Origin of the sequence: Chitinophaga sp. YR573 (genome assembly GCF_900110995.1) — a bacterium.
Classification (GTDB): domain Bacteria; phylum Bacteroidota; class Bacteroidia; order Chitinophagales; family Chitinophagaceae; genus Chitinophaga.
In genome coordinates this window covers 148,318-164,778 of the sequence record NZ_FOJF01000002.1, presented here as the reverse complement: position 1 = coordinate 164,778, position 16,461 = coordinate 148,318, and the positions used below count along the sequence as shown (strand labels likewise).

General features: G+C 42.7%; 14 protein-coding genes. 7 read left to right on the top strand and 7 right to left on the bottom strand.

Annotated elements, in window-relative coordinates:
• Positions 1-32: 32 nt before the first annotated feature.
• The 4 genes from BMW86_RS20710 to BMW86_RS20695 all read right to left on the bottom strand — a co-directional run bounded on the left by BMW86_RS20710 (position 33) and on the right by BMW86_RS20695 (position 6,919).
• The gene (locus BMW86_RS20710) at positions 33-1,388 is read right to left on the bottom strand and encodes a RagB/SusD family nutrient uptake outer membrane protein (RefSeq protein WP_089783856.1); all 1,356 of its coding nucleotides are present in this window, start codon (positions 1,386-1,388) and stop codon (positions 33-35) included.
• Positions 1,388-5,023 carry a SusC/RagA family TonB-linked outer membrane protein gene (locus BMW86_RS20705; RefSeq protein WP_089783855.1) on the bottom strand — a complete coding sequence of 1,212 codons (3,636 nt, stop codon included), beginning with the start codon at positions 5,021-5,023 and terminating at the stop codon, positions 1,388-1,390. Before BMW86_RS20705 ends, BMW86_RS20710 begins: the two co-directional genes overlap by 1 nt.
• 151 nt (positions 5,024-5,174) lie before the next feature.
• On the bottom strand, positions 5,175-6,293 hold the full coding sequence (locus tag BMW86_RS20700; protein ID WP_089783854.1) for a FecR family protein: 1,119 nt from the start codon (positions 6,291-6,293) through the stop codon (positions 5,175-5,177).
• A 65-nt stretch (positions 6,294-6,358) separates the two neighbouring features.
• Complete coding sequence (locus BMW86_RS20695) at positions 6,359-6,919, bottom strand: RNA polymerase sigma factor (RefSeq protein WP_177189336.1); 561 nt, start codon at positions 6,917-6,919, stop codon at positions 6,359-6,361.
• Between the two features lie 294 nt (positions 6,920-7,213).
• On the opposite strand from BMW86_RS20695, the gene BMW86_RS20690 reads away from it, so the two are divergent.
• The 5 genes from BMW86_RS20690 (at position 7,214) to BMW86_RS20670 (ending at position 12,247) form a co-directional block, all read left to right on the top strand.
• Complete coding sequence (locus BMW86_RS20690) at positions 7,214-8,035, top strand: ThuA domain-containing protein (RefSeq protein ID WP_089783852.1); 822 nt, start codon at positions 7,214-7,216, stop codon at positions 8,033-8,035.
• Entirely contained in the window at positions 8,016-8,531 is a 516-nt protein-coding gene (locus BMW86_RS20685; RefSeq protein WP_089783851.1) for a 2'-5' RNA ligase family protein, read from the top strand. Before BMW86_RS20690 ends, BMW86_RS20685 begins: the two co-directional genes overlap by 20 nt.
• A gap of 37 nt (positions 8,532-8,568) precedes the next feature.
• On the top strand, positions 8,569-10,719 hold the full coding sequence (locus tag BMW86_RS20680) for a S9 family peptidase (protein ID WP_089783850.1): 2,151 nt from the start codon (positions 8,569-8,571) through the stop codon (positions 10,717-10,719).
• 82 nt (positions 10,720-10,801) lie between these two features.
• Positions 10,802-11,005 carry a cold-shock protein gene (locus tag BMW86_RS20675; RefSeq protein WP_089783849.1) on the top strand — a complete coding sequence of 68 codons (204 nt, stop codon included), beginning with the start codon at positions 10,802-10,804 and terminating at the stop codon, positions 11,003-11,005.
• A gap of 273 nt (positions 11,006-11,278) precedes the next feature.
• Positions 11,279-12,247 carry a hypothetical protein gene (locus BMW86_RS20670; RefSeq protein ID WP_089783848.1) on the top strand — a complete coding sequence of 323 codons (969 nt, stop codon included), beginning with the start codon at positions 11,279-11,281 and terminating at the stop codon, positions 12,245-12,247.
• A gap of 52 nt (positions 12,248-12,299) precedes the next feature.
• Here BMW86_RS20670 and BMW86_RS20665 read toward each other — a convergent pair whose 3' ends face one another.
• Positions 12,300-13,319, bottom strand: a complete 1,020-nt coding sequence (locus BMW86_RS20665) for a cytochrome d ubiquinol oxidase subunit II (protein ID WP_089783847.1) — start codon at positions 13,317-13,319, stop codon at positions 12,300-12,302.
• Positions 13,316-14,638 carry a cytochrome ubiquinol oxidase subunit I gene (locus tag BMW86_RS20660; RefSeq protein ID WP_089783846.1) on the bottom strand — a complete coding sequence of 441 codons (1,323 nt, stop codon included), beginning with the start codon at positions 14,636-14,638 and terminating at the stop codon, positions 13,316-13,318. Before BMW86_RS20660 ends, BMW86_RS20665 begins: the two co-directional genes overlap by 4 nt.
• Before the next feature lie 125 nt (positions 14,639-14,763).
• On the opposite strand from BMW86_RS20660, the gene BMW86_RS20655 reads away from it, so the two are divergent.
• The gene (locus BMW86_RS20655; RefSeq protein WP_089783845.1) at positions 14,764-15,210 is read left to right on the top strand and encodes a KTSC domain-containing protein; all 447 of its coding nucleotides are present in this window, start codon (positions 14,764-14,766) and stop codon (positions 15,208-15,210) included.
• An 8-nt stretch (positions 15,211-15,218) separates the two neighbouring features.
• A complete protein-coding gene (locus BMW86_RS20650) occupies positions 15,219-15,677 on the top strand; it encodes a ribonuclease H family protein (RefSeq protein WP_089783844.1) in 459 nt (152 codons plus the stop codon).
• Between the two features lie 139 nt (positions 15,678-15,816).
• Here the strand turns inward: BMW86_RS20650 and BMW86_RS20645 are convergent, their stop codons facing one another.
• Complete coding sequence (locus tag BMW86_RS20645; protein WP_089783843.1) at positions 15,817-16,437, bottom strand: HAD family hydrolase; 621 nt, start codon at positions 16,435-16,437, stop codon at positions 15,817-15,819.
• Positions 16,438-16,461: the final 24 nt, after the last annotated feature.

The window sequence follows — 16,461 nt, the reverse complement described above, 5'->3', positions numbered from 1 at the left end:
AAAATGCCTTCCGGTATCTTTGTTATGGTTGGTTAAGGATTTTGTTCTATCTCCGGGTTTAACAGGATATACTTCGTCCCTATCGGGAACACATACCTGTTACTATTGGGTTCTAATGTATAGTCCTGGTGATTCAGTGTGCGGGTAACCGTTACCTGTAACGCAACATCTTTATTATATCTCTTCTGATCAAACCATCTTAGTCCTGTACCAAAAAACTCACGTCTTCTTTCTGCGACTACACTTAGCAGTGCATCAGAAGCTGTGCTTACAGTAAGGTCTGTATAATCAGCCGCTGCGAAACGTTTCTGTCTGAGGGTATTCAGTATACCAATCGCTGTAGTTGCATCATTTGCACGCGCTGCACATTCCGCTTTCACCAGCATCATTTCAGGCACAGAAGGTCCCTGGCAGAAGTAAATGCCTTCTTTGCTGTACCTGTATCTCCAGTAACCATAACCGACAAATGTCGGAGAAAAATTGCCTCCTGGTTTTACAAACAAAGTATAGCGGGCATCTTTTGTGCCTAAGAGACTTAGCAGAGCAGTATCCAGCTGTATCCCTGTATAATTTCCATTATTGATCTTGGAAAAGATCACTTCCGGATCTGCTATCCGGTAAGGGATAGCAGCCGTATTCCCTACATAGGTGGGCAGGTCCAGCAAACCACTTTGTAAAGACAGCGCCATATCTGCATAGGTACGGGCATTGGAAAAATCACGTTTGCACAGGTAAGTCCTGGCCAGTAATGCGTATACCCCGGCTTTAGACGGACGGGTATTATAATCCGGCAAGGATGGCAGATCATCTGCCGAAGCTAACAGGTCTGTAATGATCTGATTATACACAGTAGCAACTGAGGCCCGTTTGAGACTCGCGAACAAATCCGGAGTGAGTAATAACGGTACACCCAGATCTGAAGCAGCAGTGGTGCTGTCATATTGTTTAGCATAGATATTCACCAGGCACCAGTAAGCATATGCACGATGTACTAAAGCTTCCGCGTATAACTGTTTCTTTAATGCATCCGTGCCACTTTCACTTGTCATCACCCCTTCTATTGCTTCATTACATACATAAATGGATTTGTACAATCTTTCCCAGTCTCCATCCCCTTGTGTATCTGACCAATACTGAGCCTGCCAGGAATACGCATTCCTGTTAATATCGATCATGGCTATCTGCTTCGTCGTATCGATGAAACGGGTATCATCATTGGAATAAACAGGCAAACCAAATCCGCCCTCGAGTACGGAAGAATTATCAAGCAATGCACGATAATCTTTTGTGTACTTTAACACACGGTTCCCTATCTGATCTACTTCTACATATTTACGGCAACCTGTTGTTAACACGATCACCATCAAAAAATATATTGCTCTTTTCATTAGAATGATGCGTTGATGTTAAATAAATAGCTGGTTACCGGAGGCATGCTGTAATAGTTGGAATTCGCATTGAGGTATTCCGGGTCCAGCTTCTCTTTGTTTTTTACCCAGATCATACCGAGGTTGCGGACATTTCCACTGACAGATAAACTCCTGAACACTCTTTTAGGAAGCATTGATGCAGGGAAATGATATCCCAGAGAGATCTGTTGTAAGCGTATATTATCAGCACTTCTCACCAGCTTATCCGAAAATCTGTAACGTGTGATACTATTGGAATTAACGTTGGTAAGTCCTGGTACATCCGTAAATGCCTCATCACCTGTTTGTTTCCATCTGTATGCAAGATCAATCTGACGTCCTAACGTACCTGAGAAACCGGTATAAGTGGGATAATTTGTGATCGCAGGTTTTAAAAATACATGTCCCAGGTAATAGGTCATCTGCACGCCCAGATCAAAGTTCTTGTAACGAAAAGTGTTAAAGAATCCACCCTGGTAAGGCGCTATTTTCACACCTACATATTTCAGGTCATTGATATCAAATGCAGAAGTAAGATTGGTTGTACTCTTAATAATATTTTTATCTCTGTCATAGATCTGGGTCTGACCGGTAGCAGGGTCCAGACCAGCAGATCTGTAAACAAAAGTAGCGCCCACAGGATAATTGTTAAGCGCAGTAAAACCACCCTGCACAAGAGAAGCCGCGGTAGCAGTATTATAACGGTTATCTGTAACCTTCGTTTTATTATAGGAGAAATTGAAAGTAGAAGTAACAGTCCAGTCTTTTTTATCCAGCAACTTCCCGGTAATACCAAACTCATAGCCACTGCTCTTCATTTTACCGGTATTATAACTGAGGGAAGACCATCCGTAGGTAGGATTGAACGGGAGAATAGCCAGTATACCGCTGCTCTTTTTCTGGTAAACATCGGCACTGATCATCAAACGATTATTCAATGTGCGCAGATCAATCCCTTCATTGAGCGTGCGTGTAGTCTCCCATCCCAGCTGCTGATTGGCAGGATTGGTAATAGAAGCAATTGGTAACTGTGTATTAGGGTCAGTGGCATTCAGTGATATAACAGCCGTATTATAGCCCCCCAGTGGAACCGCACCTCCTGTCCCATACGTCAGACGTACGTCCAGACCATTCAGCCAGGAAAAGCTCTGCATAAACTCTTCCTGTTGTACATTCCATTTAAATCCGGCAGACCAGAAAGGTTTTGCTCTTTTACTGCGTGAAATACCCAGCAGTGTATAATCATCAAAACGGGCACTACCACTTAAGTTATAGCGGTTCTTATACACATAGGCCGCATTGCCGTAATACGACAGGTAACGATTCCTTTGTTCGCTTATACCTGTTAATGGATTACCAAGTGTAGTAGTATAGCCAAACATAGTCATATACGGTGTAGTAGGGTTCACAGTACCAAAGCTATTTGCATCCGGATCATAACCATACCGTGTACTACCATAAGACTTATTGTACGTTTCCCTTATCTCTGTTCCAAACAACCCGCTTATATGATGGTCTGGTGCAAGGTTGTGTGAAAAGTTCAGCTGTCCACGCAAACTGTAATCATACGCACTTGCATCAGATAAAAGATAAGTCCCTCCATAAGGAATATTATATACCGGCTTACCTGTAGTTGTAGAGATAGTAGTAGCCGTGTTTATAAAAATCCGGCCTGTGTAACTATTCACATCGTTAATAGTGTATGAATTATTGATATTACGTTGGTAAGTACCAGACAAGTCCAGGTCCATCCAGTTCGTGATTTTAGTATTCACACCCATATTCAGGCGGATCTGATTGGAAGCAGTTTTTGTATTGGAATAATTCAGTTCATCAATAGCGTTATAGGTAAAAGGAAGATATCCCTTTTTCACAAAACTATCTGCTACTTCAGGACGAAAATTGATATTTCTTTGTATGTGGTTACCATCAGCATCCACCAGCATATCGTAAGGCCGCAGTGAGGTGCTGGAATTGGTCAATGCATCCAGTGCTGATAAGTTGATTGTGCTTGCTGCGTACTGATAATTAAACCCTGTTCTCAATTTCACTCTTCCGTTAAACAGATCATTAGTGAAATTGGCAGTCAGGATTACATTCCGGGATTTGTTACTCCTGTAAATAGGCACATCTTTATTAAGGTTACCCGAGATATAATAAGTATTATTCTCTCCACCACCGGATACTGATAAGTTATGTTGCTGCGTTACGGCTGTCTGTAACAGGTACTTTTCTATCTGAGAATAGTTGCTGCGGGCAGAGATCTGTGCAATAGCAGCATCGGCTTCAGCCTGCGTCGCCGTCCCTCTCTGTACTTTAAACAACCATTCTACCACATCACTTGAATTAGTCGTATACAGTGGATTATAATAAGGAGAGGCCTTCGGATCTGTATAAAAACCTTTGTTCACCATTTCTGTTTCCAGGTCGGCATACTGTGCACTGCTCATCCAGTTGAGCTTTGAGAGAGAAGCCGGTTTAGAAATACTCACCGTTGATGAAATGCTTATCACAGGAGCTCCTTTTTTGCCATGCTTGGTTTGTATCACAATAACCCCGTTAGCGCCTCTGGCACCCCATACGGAGGTAGCGACTGCATCTTTCAGGAATGTGATCTGTTCAATATCGTCGGGGTTGAAGGTAGATAATACTGCACCGTTGGCCATCGTAGAAAGAGGGACGGAAGTAAGCTTCTGCGCATCACCGGTTGCAATCATTGGAAAACCATCTATAACAATGAGAGGCGCCGTGTTGCTAGTAAATGTATTAACGCTGCGGATTTGTATAGAGTTGTTCCGGATATCAAAGCGTACACCCGGTACTTTACCTTCCAGACGTTCCATCAGGTTATTAGAAGGTACTTCTTTCAACTCTTTTGCAGTTACCACACCATAGGATCCGGTAGCTCTTTCTGCAGAGATGGTCTGATAACCGGTAGATACATTCACTGTCACTTCGTCCATTGCAATAGGAGCTGGCTGCAGCATAATGTTCAGGTCTGTGCTGTTAGTAATCTTCAGCTCCTGTGTTTTAAATCCTACATAAGAGATCACGAGTACGTCTCCTACATTCAGCGTTATGTTGAAGTATCCTTTTCCGTCTGTGATGACAGACCTTGTGGTGGAACCTTTCAGTTTGATGGTAGCGCCTTCTAAAGGACCACCCTGCCCGTCAGTAACATGTCCCTGTACTGGCACAGGTCTTAATTCTTCCAGGATAGCTGGCAATGACTTCCTGCTCACAAAGATCGTTTGCTGCTGAATCAGGTATTGCAGGGATTGATTACTGAAGATGATATCCAGGAACTCTTTCAGCGGCATATCTGCTGCGGACACGGTTACTGCTTGCGCATCTTTAAGAAGGTTACGGTCACAGAAAATAAGGTACCCCGTTTGTGTACGGATGGTAGCAAATGTTTTTTCAAGCGGGATATTCCTGCCTGAAAGCGTGACTGATTGCGATGTCCCTTTTGCATTGACCCCCACTAATGCAATAAACAGGAAGAAGGTGGTTAGTTTCATTACTAACAAGATTTTGGCTGAAAACCGGCTGCCATTCCACCCACTACTGGACATGGCATTGTTGGACCGGTTACAAAAAGCGTTTTTTTGCATACCTTGCACTTGGTTTGGTTGATTGAAAAAACAGTTGTCCCTAAAATAATTGTCTATTCGGTTTTACCAGGCTATGAGCCGCTCTGAATCTCACCTCAGAGCGGTTTCCTTTTGTAACACCGTATCATTAAAAAACAATTCCGCAAATGTTTTATGGTAATACGACTAAACGCTTACCATTCTCGATCCTGAAATGCACTCCTGACAATTTTAATCCCTCCAATACCTGCGAGAGGTTCAGGTTTCGTCCTATTTCCCCATAGAACTTAGTAGAGGGTATCCCCTGTTCATATATTACTTCGATGTCATACCATCTGGACAATTGCCGCATAACGGCCTCAATACCCAATCCGTCAAAGTTGAAAATCCCTGTTTTCCAGGCAATGACCTGATCTGTATTTACATCATTATTCACTGTTAATGTTTCGTTCACTGCTGCCTGTTGTCCAGGCTTTAATATGATTGATTGTGTCCCCTTGTTTACTTTTACACTTCCCTCCAGCAGGGTGGTATTGATGCTTTGTTCGTCACTGTATGCATTGAGGTTAAAACGTGTGCCCAGGACTTCTATAGTGGCATTGTCCCCTATCTTCACTTTAAATGGTAATGCCGCATTCTTCGCTACTTCAAAATATGCTTCTCCGCTTATCTCTACGGTTCTGTCTTTTATAAATGCGGTAGGGTATTTTAATGAGCTCTCCGCATTCATCCATACTTTAGATCCATCCGGTAATACTACCTGGAATTGTCTTGCTTTAGGTGTTCTTATGGTATTATAACTTGCCTCAGCGGCGTCTTTTGCATTATAAGACAGGGTGCCGTTCTGCAGGCTCAGGCTGGTACCCTGCTGGGTAGCGATGATCCCATTCTTCAGGCTGTCCAGTTCAATTACATCTCCGTTTGCGAGTGTAAGAATGGCGCCTGTCTTACCGGGAGCGATATCCTTTACTACTGCTATCTCCTTATTTGCCGGGTGTTTGAATACCAGCCAGGTACTGCTGCCGGCCAGTAATAATACAGCTGCCGCTGCCCACCACCAGGTACGCATTTTCCTCACTTTTCCTTCTTGTCTCAGCTTTCTGTCCAGTTCCTGTAAGAACTCCGGTCTGGGAGCCTCATAAATGGTCCCTTTTGATACCTGTTGTAATAAATGATGGAATTCACTGGTACCGGCTTCTGCATACCAGTCAAAGAACGCAAGTTCTTCTTCGCTGGTCAGCGTTCCATCCATATATTTATTTAATAATAACAGTTTCTGTTCTTCGTTCATACAGGGGAATATATACTACAGACGAACTGCCTGGCAATTCGTATACGGTCATTTGAAAAAAATAATTATTTGCCCCTGGTCCAGAGGATAAAAAGGAAGGAAAAGAGGCCACCATGCTCTTTCAGGAGCTCTTTTAAGGCATGGAATGCGGCGTAAAAATGTTTTTTAGCGGTGACTACGGCGATACCACACCTTTCCGCTATTTCTTCAAAACTGAGGCCTTCTTCGGTACGTAACAGGAAGATTTCCCGTTTCTGGGGGTCTAAGCCGTTGATGGCCCGAGTAGCTATATCATGAAATTCTTTATATACCAGCTGGTTATCTCCCCCCTCTGTTATCATTTCTCTTTTGCTGATAGCGTCCATTGCCTTCAGATGTACTTTTTGTCGTCTCAATAGATCAAACAGCCCGTTTTTAGCAATTTTAAAGGCATAATCTTCAAAAGATCTTACCAGCAGGAGCTTCTCACGGGCTCTCCAGATCTTCAGGAAAGTCTCCTGCAGGATCTCATCTGTTTCATCTCTGTTTTTAGTAATAAAAGTAATGGCTACCTGTAGATTGGGGTAATAATAAGTGTATAACTGGCCGTAAGCATTCTGATCTCCATCAGCTGCAGCTCGTACCAAATTAATCTCATTCTCTAATAGTACGCGATGAAAAAGTGAATTGTCTGAATGCGTCAAATAAAATAAGGAAGATTATTCTGCAAGATACATAATCAGTTCTGATGGTCACATATAATTTAAAAGAACGTGTAATTGTTTCCCGGGATAAAAATTATATCTGGTCACTAAAATTAGACAAAGGCCCTACAGTATTGGATTCTGATCATTTTCCTGATATCAGGAAAATGATCAGAATATAGTGTAGTAAAGGATTGCAAAAAAGAGCTATCTTAAAATCAAATTGTGGTATCATTCATGAAAACAGGCAAACATCTTTTTCTCCTTATAACCCTTATTTTCTGTGCAGGCATCTCTCATGCACAATTCAAAGTAATAGCCTTCTATACAGCTAAAGAAGACCAGGCACATATCAGCTATGTACATGAAGCTAATAAATGGTTTCCTGCCATGGCAAAGAAGTACCACTTCACCTATGATTCAACTAATAACTGGAATAACCTGAATACTGCGTTTCTTGCTAAATATCAGGTAGTACTGTTTTTAGATACCCGGCCGGATAAAGAGGAACAAAGAGTTGCCTTTCAGAAATATATGGAAAATGGTGGCGCCTGGATGGGTTTCCACTTCGCTGGCTTCGCACTCACGCCTTCAGATTATCCTCAGAACTGGGATTGGTATCATAATGAGTTCCTGGGATCCGGCTCTTATGGGAGTAATACCTGGAGACCTACATCTGCAATACTCAGAGTTGAAGACCCTGCACATCCAGCGGTGAAGAATTTGCCTGTAACGTTCAAGTCTGCTCCCAATGAGTGGTACAGGTGGTCAAATGATCTGAGAAAAAATCCGGATATTGATATATTACTCTCTATTGATTCTACCAGTTTTCCTCTTGGAACAGGCCCCAAACTGCATGAAATATGGCATAGCGGATACTACCCTGTTGCCTGGACGAACAAAAAATACAGGATGCTGTATGTGAATATGGGGCATAATGATATCGATTATGAACACCATACCAATAAGGAATTATCCTTTACCTTTGCTAATGAGATACAGGATAAATTTATTATAGATGCCTTATTATGGTTAGGTAATGGTAAAAAAAGAAAATGAGCCTCCCCTCATCGTTACACTCCGTCTTGAGGATGAACACCAACAGTATTTTAACGCGTTGCGGGCCACACATTTCCCTGCTCATGTAAATTACCTGCACGCACATATTACTTTGTTCCATCACCTGCCTTCTGATGAACCATTCATCAGGGAGCAACTGCTGGAATTTTCTCATCATACAACGATCTCTTTACAGGTATGTGAATTACGTTACCTGGGTAACGGTGTCGCATACAGTTTACAATCAGAAGAACTGTTGCAACTGCATGCAAAAATGCAGGAGACATTTATGCCCTGGCTGAACAGCAAAGATCAGCAGGTATTATGGCCGCATATTACGATACAGAATAAAGCCACTGCTTTTAAATCACAACGATTATTTAAAAAGCTACAGGAAGATTTTATTCCTTTTGAGATCAAAGCGACTGGTATTAACACCTGGCTGTATTTAAAAGGGCCATGGAAAGCGATTGAAACATTCCCTTTTGAGAAATAGAATTTGTTTTAGATTAGCACACTCTTATACATCAGTTATGCGGATAAAGTCCATTTTTATCTTGCTGGCATTACCTCTTGCAGGATATGCCCAGCAAAAACAATACACCATAGCAGAAGCTACCCTGGGAATATATACCAACCTCGCACCTGCCGATATCAAACAACTTAGCTGGATTCCGGGAGAAGAATCCCTTTCCAGTGTAGTAAAGGGAGAAATACTGATTAAACAGTATCTCCCGGGATTGACGACAGATACTATCCTGCGGTTAAATGAGCTGAATGAGCAATTACAGAACAGGTATATCTTTAGAAACATGCCAGTGGTTGACTGGCTGGATAATAAAACATTCCTGTTAGCAAAAGGCACCCAGTATTTCATGGTCTCCAGAGGAGAACGGGGATGGGGCACGAGGCTATGGAGAGAGCTGCCGGAAGGAGCTGAGAATGAAGATGTAAATAAACAGACAAGACAAATTGCCTATACAAAAGATAATAACCTTTTCCTGCTCGATGCCAGCGGTAAAACACATGCTATCACAAATGATACGGATGGTGGTATTGTAAACGGACAGTCTGTACATCGTCAGGAATTCGGTATAGACCGTGGGATCTTCTTCTCTCCCAAAGGTAACTACCTTGCTTTTTATCGCATGGACCAGCGTATGGTAGAAGATTACCCGCTGATACAATGGGACCAGGTACCGGCCACTGTACATTATACAAAGTATCCTTTTGCCGGCCGTACCTCTCATGAAGTAACACTGGGTGTATATAATCCTAAAACAGGACAAACAATATTCCTGGAAACGGGCACTCCTAAAGATCATTACCTCACCTGTGTTACCTGGAGCCCTGATGAACAGTATATCTTTATTGCTATACTTAACCGTGAACAGGATCATCTGTGGTTAAATAAATACGACGCGCAAACAGGCAAACTTGTAAAAACATTGTTTGAAGAAACGGACCCTCAGTATGTACATCCGCAACATGCCCTGTACTTCCTGCCGGATAATAATGATCAGTTTATCTGGTGGTCACAGCGGGATGGGTTCATGCACCTGTACCGCTATAATACCGGTGGTAAGTTACTGAACCAGGTAACAAAAGGCGACTGGGTAGTGAATGATATCTCCGGCTTCAATGCTGCTAAAAAGACACTGTATATCATTGCGGCCAAAGAGTCTCCTATGGAGAAACACCTGTACAGTGTAAATTATGAAAACGGGAAACTGGCATTATTAGATAACAGTGCGGGCGTTCATACAGTGAAAGTGAGCAGTAGTGGTAACTATGTCACCGACCGCTGGTCCAATGCTACCACTCCCCGTAATATAGAAGTCTACAGCACCGACAAAAAATGGAAAGAAACCCTGTTAAAATCGCCTGATCCTCTGGCGGAATATGAAAGGCCCAGAATAGAACAAATCACCTTAAAAGCGAACGATAATACCCCTTTATATGGCAAATTGATCTATCCTACCGGATTCGACTCTACCAAACAATACCCGGTGATCGTTTACTTATATAATGGCCCCGGTGTGCAACTGCTCTCCAATAGTTTTCCTTTCAGTGGCAATCTCTGGTACGAATACATGGCGCAACACGGTTATATAGTATTTACGATGGATGGAAGAGGCAGCAGCAACCGTGGGGTTAAATTTGAACATGCCACTTTCAGACAATTGGGTACTGTAGAGATGGATGACCAGCTAAAAGGCGTGGAATTCCTGAAATCCCGTTCTTTTGTAGACAGTACCCGCATGGGCATACATGGATGGAGCTTCGGGGGTTTCATGACTACCTCATTCATGTTGCGTAAACCAGGCGTTTTTGCCTGTGGCGTGGCAGGAGGCCCTGTAATGGACTGGAAAATGTATGAAGTGATGTATACCGAGCGCTACATGGATACCCCTCAGGAGAACCCTGAAGGGTACGAAAATGCCAATCTACTCACTAAAGCCGGAAACCTGAAAGGGAAGCTTTTATTGATACATGGTACTATAGACAGCACCGTTGTATGGCAACATTCAATTAAATTTTTAAAGGCAGCGGTAGATAAAAAGGCACAGGTAGACTATTTCGTTTATCCGGGTTATGAGCATAATGTGCGCGGTTATGACAGGATTCACCTCATGCAGAAAGTGAGTGATTATTTTGATTTGTATCTGAAAATCCAGAAATAATAAATGATTGATTTCTAATTATATTTGGTGGCCGGGTTTATTAAAGCTACCTTCACTGCACATTATAATAATACAATTTTAAATGAGTACAAAATTAATCGGAACTGTAAAGTTCTTCAACGAGACAAAAGGATTTGGTTTCATTAAACATGATGAATCAAATAAAGAAACTTTTGTACACGTAAATGGTCTCGTTCATGAGATCCAGGCTGATGACCGCGTTGAGTTTGAGTTACAGGAAGGAAAGAAAGGTATGAACGCCGTTAACGTTAAACGTATAGATTAAGCTTGCTTATCTTTATACAATGTTCGCAGGGCTAACTTAACAGTTAGCCCTGCTTTTTTATGCCCAATTGATGCTTCAGAGAGGAAGGAGACAGGACGGAGAGTGGACGGAGACAGGAAGGAGAGTGGAAGGAGCCTACCTTAAAAACCCCTTAAAAAAAGAGAATGCCGTCCCATTGCAATCGTTAGTAGTAATTTAGTTAAAGATCTGTTAAGAGTAACGTACGTTCACCCTATTCAATTACCCTCTAATAACCTAAAATCCCCTTCAGACATGAAAAACAAGTATGTAATGTACCTGGCGGTAGTCAGCGTATTCATCTTTTCCGCATGCGGTAAAGAACAACAAAAAGCCACTAAAGACATAACACCTCCCGCTACAGTAACCGCCCCTGTAGATGCACAGAGCAAAGACTTAGTACTTACACCTGGCGGCTGGCGCCCGGCTTCCAAAGTAGGACGTGTAGCGCCCGGTGAACAACTCACTGTGAACGGCGAAAGACTCAGCAAAGTAGATGCTGCCGGTAAAGTAATCCAGGACTTCGGCGCTATTGAGAAAAAAGCCGGTAATCTGCCAGACTATCCTACCAACGTCACCATTCCTGAAGGACGCAAGGTATTACCACTGGCTTCCGGCTGGATCAGCTACACTTACTGGACAAACACCTCTTCCACTCCGATTACATCTTTCAGCAGTACGTTTGTAGTGCCACCAGCTCCATCCACATCACATGGACAAACGATCTTCCTTTTCCCTGGTCTGCAAAACTCTTCCTACATCCTGCAACCTGTTCTGCAATGGGGCCCTTCAGCAGCTGGTGGTGGTAATTACTGGGCTATTGCCAACTGGTATGTAGATGGTTCCAATGGTACCGCACTGTTCAGCAACCTGGTACGTGTAAGCGCAGGCACCAGCTTAACAGGTATCATGACCCAGACCGGTACTACCGGCAGTAACTATAATTACACATCTGCTTTTAGCGGGTATTCTTCTATCACACTCACGGTTAACAATATCCAGAAACTCTACTGGGCAGCCGAGTCACTGGAAGTATATGGTGTAACAGTATGTTCTGATTATCCTAATACCACCAAAACAAGGTTCAGCGGTATTCAACTGTTAGTAGGCGGCGCACAGTCATCTCTTTCATGGAGTGTAGCCAATGCAGTGACCGATTGTGGTCAGCATGCTACAGTTGTCACCAACGGTACGCCTAATGGTATTGTAGATCTTTACTATTAACAGGATTTGGTTTTATCGATAGGGCCGTTCTGCAATATTGCAGGGCGGCCTTTTATTCATGCCATTTACCGGTATTCTTATTGAAACTATATAACAGGTAAAACAATGCGGGAAGAATAAGGATACTACCCAGCAACAAGGCCATCCCCAATGAATAGATCGCCTTATCCTGACCAGCATGTTCCATCAGTGATAAATATCTTCCTCCTTTCATAATCACAATATTGGGATAATGCCGGAGTGTAATTGCCAGTAAGATCATCGTTACCTGGAACCCTGCCAGTACACGAATAATGATGACCTTTCCTTTTTTAAGCAGTAAATACCACAGCAATACCAGCGATAAAGACGCCGCTGTAATGGCAATAATTCCCACAGCATTACCAAACAACCAGTTATCCAGTGGTATACCTTCAGAATGTGCCACCAGAAATACTATCGCTCCAAATACCACTGCTGCTATATTCATCTGTTTAGCCTTGCGGATAAACCGTTTGCGGTTATGTTCATCTTCTGTTTCTCCTATAATAAAAATAGCTGCCAGGAATCCACAGATGGCTACGGTGAAAAAGCCTACTGCTACGGAAAACCAGTTCAGCCAGCTGAATACATAGGCAGATAAAAAGTCATGCGCATCCGGGTCTATTCTTCCGGATACAGCACTGGCAGCTATCACACCTAAAAAGAACGGTGTGATAAAACTGGAATACACGAAGATCTTGTTATATACCTTCTGCATATTATCAATGACCGCATCATAATTCCTGAAGGTAAATGCTGTTCCCCTCGCGATAATACCGAATAACATAATCACCAATGGAATATGTAAATGGGTGGAGATAGTTGTGTAGATATCCGGAAAGCCTACAAACAATACTACTATCGCGATGATCAGCCACATATGATTTGCCTCCCATATAGGGGCAATGGCCTTGTACATGGTTGTACGGGTATGCTGTTTATTTTTCTCAGATGTAAATAATTCTATGATCCCCGCCCCAAAATCAGCACCACCCAGCAAAATATACAACAGTATGGCAGCCCATAAATAAACAATCACTACGTAAATCATACGGCCTGGTTTTTAACATCATAAATCTTATCTACCATTTTGATCTGCCTGTATAACAGGAATGTAACGATCAGCGACAGGGAGATATACATAGCAGTGAAAATATAAAAAGAATAGACAATGCCGGGCATTGGCGTAACCGCATCGGCAGTACGCATGATACCATTGATGATCCAGGGTTGCCGTCCGACTTCTGTGACTGTCCATCCTGCTTCAACTGCAATGAATCCCATTGGAGTGGCAATGACGAACATACGTAGTAACCATTGTCGTGATAACCAGCTTTTTTTCTTCAGGATAGCAATGAAATAACAAACAGCAATCAGCAACATGACCATCCCCAGCCCTACCATTATCTGGAAAGCATAATGCGTAATTGATACAGGTGGCTGATTTTCTACAGGAATTTTATCTAACCCATCTACCGGTGTTTTAAAATCCCCATGCACCATGAGGCTTAATAAACCGGGGATCTGCAGGCCATAGTTCACTTTCTGTGCTTCTACATCAGGAATCCCTCCTATTACCAGTGAAGAGGCAGGCTCTGTATGAAAATGGGCCTCCATGGCAGCCAGTTTTGCCGGCTGACGTTTGGATACATCTTTAGCAGAAATATCTCCGCTTAATGGTTGTAACAGCGCTGCCACACAGGCAAAAACAGCTGCAATCCTGAATGACTGCGTATGGAAATAAACGTTCTGCTTTTTTAAGATCATCAGGGCATGAATGCCCGCCACGGCAAAGCCGGTGGCAGAAAATGCCGCAATACACATATGTAAAGCCTGTGAGAACCAGGCATCATTGAACATGGCTTTGATGGGATCTATATTCAGATATTGCCCATTCACAAAGTCGAATCCTGCAGGACTGTTCATCCATGCATTGGCGGCCACTACCAGGATACCGGATACCAGTCCGCTTATTCCTACGACTACCCCGGTTATCCAGTGAAACCATTTATTGAAGCGGTCCCACCCATACAGGAAAAAGCCCAGGGCGATCGCCTCTATAAAGAAGGCCGTTCCTTCCAGCGAAAAGGGCATCCCGAAGATAGGCCCTGCATGTTTCATGAACTCCGGCCATAACAGCCCCAGTTCAAAGGACAGTACGGTACCGGATACCGCTCCTGTAGCAAAAAAGATAGCCACCCCCTTACTCCATGCCTTGGTAATATTCTTATAAACGATGTTGTTAGTGCGTAGCCAGTAGAAATGCGCCACTGCCATAAAAAAGGGCATTACCATTCCAATACACGAGAACACAATATGAAAGCCCAGCGAAAGCCCCATCTGCGACCTGGCAGCTATAAAATCATTCATATATATATTTTGTATAAGTCAAAACTACTAAATACTAAGCACCACGTCCCTGATAAAGATCATATTTTGGTCAGATTAGCTAAAAATGCTTGCAAAGCGGTTAAAACGATTACCTTTGCACATTTATGAAGAAAATTATAGATTACCGGAAGCTGCTTGGAGTATCAAAAACTACTGAATTACAGGAATTAAAGACCATTTACCGAAATTTAATGAAGGAATGGCATCCTGACAAATTCCAGGACGATGATGCTAAAAAGCAGGAAGCTGAAGAAAAAAGCAAACAAGTGATTGAGGCTTACCACTTTCTGGTAAGTATTGCTCCTGAAACTATTGAGGCTGCCTTACCTCAGTATACAGAAACGATCTCTGCGTCCATGATCCTGGACTTCTCTTATACAAAGACAACCTTACTCCTTACTTTCCATGACGGCAGCAGTTATGAGTATTTCGAAGTACCGAAAGCGCTCTATATTAAGCTCGTCAATTCAGATTCTCCGGGAAGATTCTGCCGCAGGCATATCTACCATGAATTTGTATACCGCAAAGTTAGTAAGGCCGTGGTAGCATAATTGCTTCCATGGACAGGATCGCAACTATATATACAGATGGAAGTTGTCATACCCAGCACCTCAACGGGGGCTGGGCTGCGATTATTTTTATTGATGAAGAGAAAGTTGTGCTTACCGGTGAAGCAACAGATACCACACATAACAGGATGGAACTCACAGCTGTGATCAAAGCCATCCAGCATGTAAAAGAACATTATACAGCCGTTACGGCAATACGTATTATTTCAGACAGCCAGTATGTTGTTACACTGGCAGACAGAAAAGAAAAACTCTCCGCCCGTTCCTTTTCTACTAAGAAAGGAACGGATATACGTAATGCAGATCTCGTTAAATTATTCCTCGATCTCATTGTTGATCCTCCCGTTGAATTTATAAAGATTAAAGCCCATCAGAAGAACGATGGCGAACTCAATTACAATATTGAAGCAGACAAACTCTCCCGCAGTATCGTTCGAAAACAGCTATAACAGATACTTTTAAACAATAAAATACAGACTCCGCAGGAGTCCCTTAATTGTGAATATTAGGGGACTCCTACGGAGTCTATTAAAGAGGATATAAATATTGCTACAAACACGTCGCTCCTAACGGAGCTTATTGAGTAGTTTATAATGTGAGGCCATGACTGGCCAGTTTCTCTTTTGTAGAAGCATAATCCACATGCAATAGTCCGTTAATACCGAGGTTTTCAGCCACGGATACGAACATCGCACGGTCTTCTATATACAATACTTCCTCTGGCTTTACGAATGCGATATCCAGTGCAATGCGGAAGATATCTGCATCCGGTTTACGGAAATGAACAAAACAGGAAGAGATAAAAAAATCTACAAATTTATTGATCCCGAATGTGGTGATCCTGTATTGATTTAACTCACGTCCTTCATTGTTCACGATAGCGATCTTTAAGCCATGTTTTTCTTTCAGCTTGCAGATCAGTTCTATCATTTCATTGTAAGGCTCCGTTCGGGAGAACATAAACTCTTTGAATGTTTCCCTGGTAAAACTGCGGTCTTCGTAAAATACGATCCTGCTAAGATACTCGTCCATCGTGAGCTTACCTTCCTCATAAGTATCAAAGGTAAGATGATGTCTTTCTTCCAGCTCTACCAGATCCAGAGAGAAAGTACTTGCCGCCAGCTTGCGCGCTGCGCGATCCCAGCCATTAGTCAGGAGAACACCGCCTATGTCTATAAATAGTGTGGTAATTGAAGATGTCTGCGCCATAATGTTTATCAAATAGACCTCTAA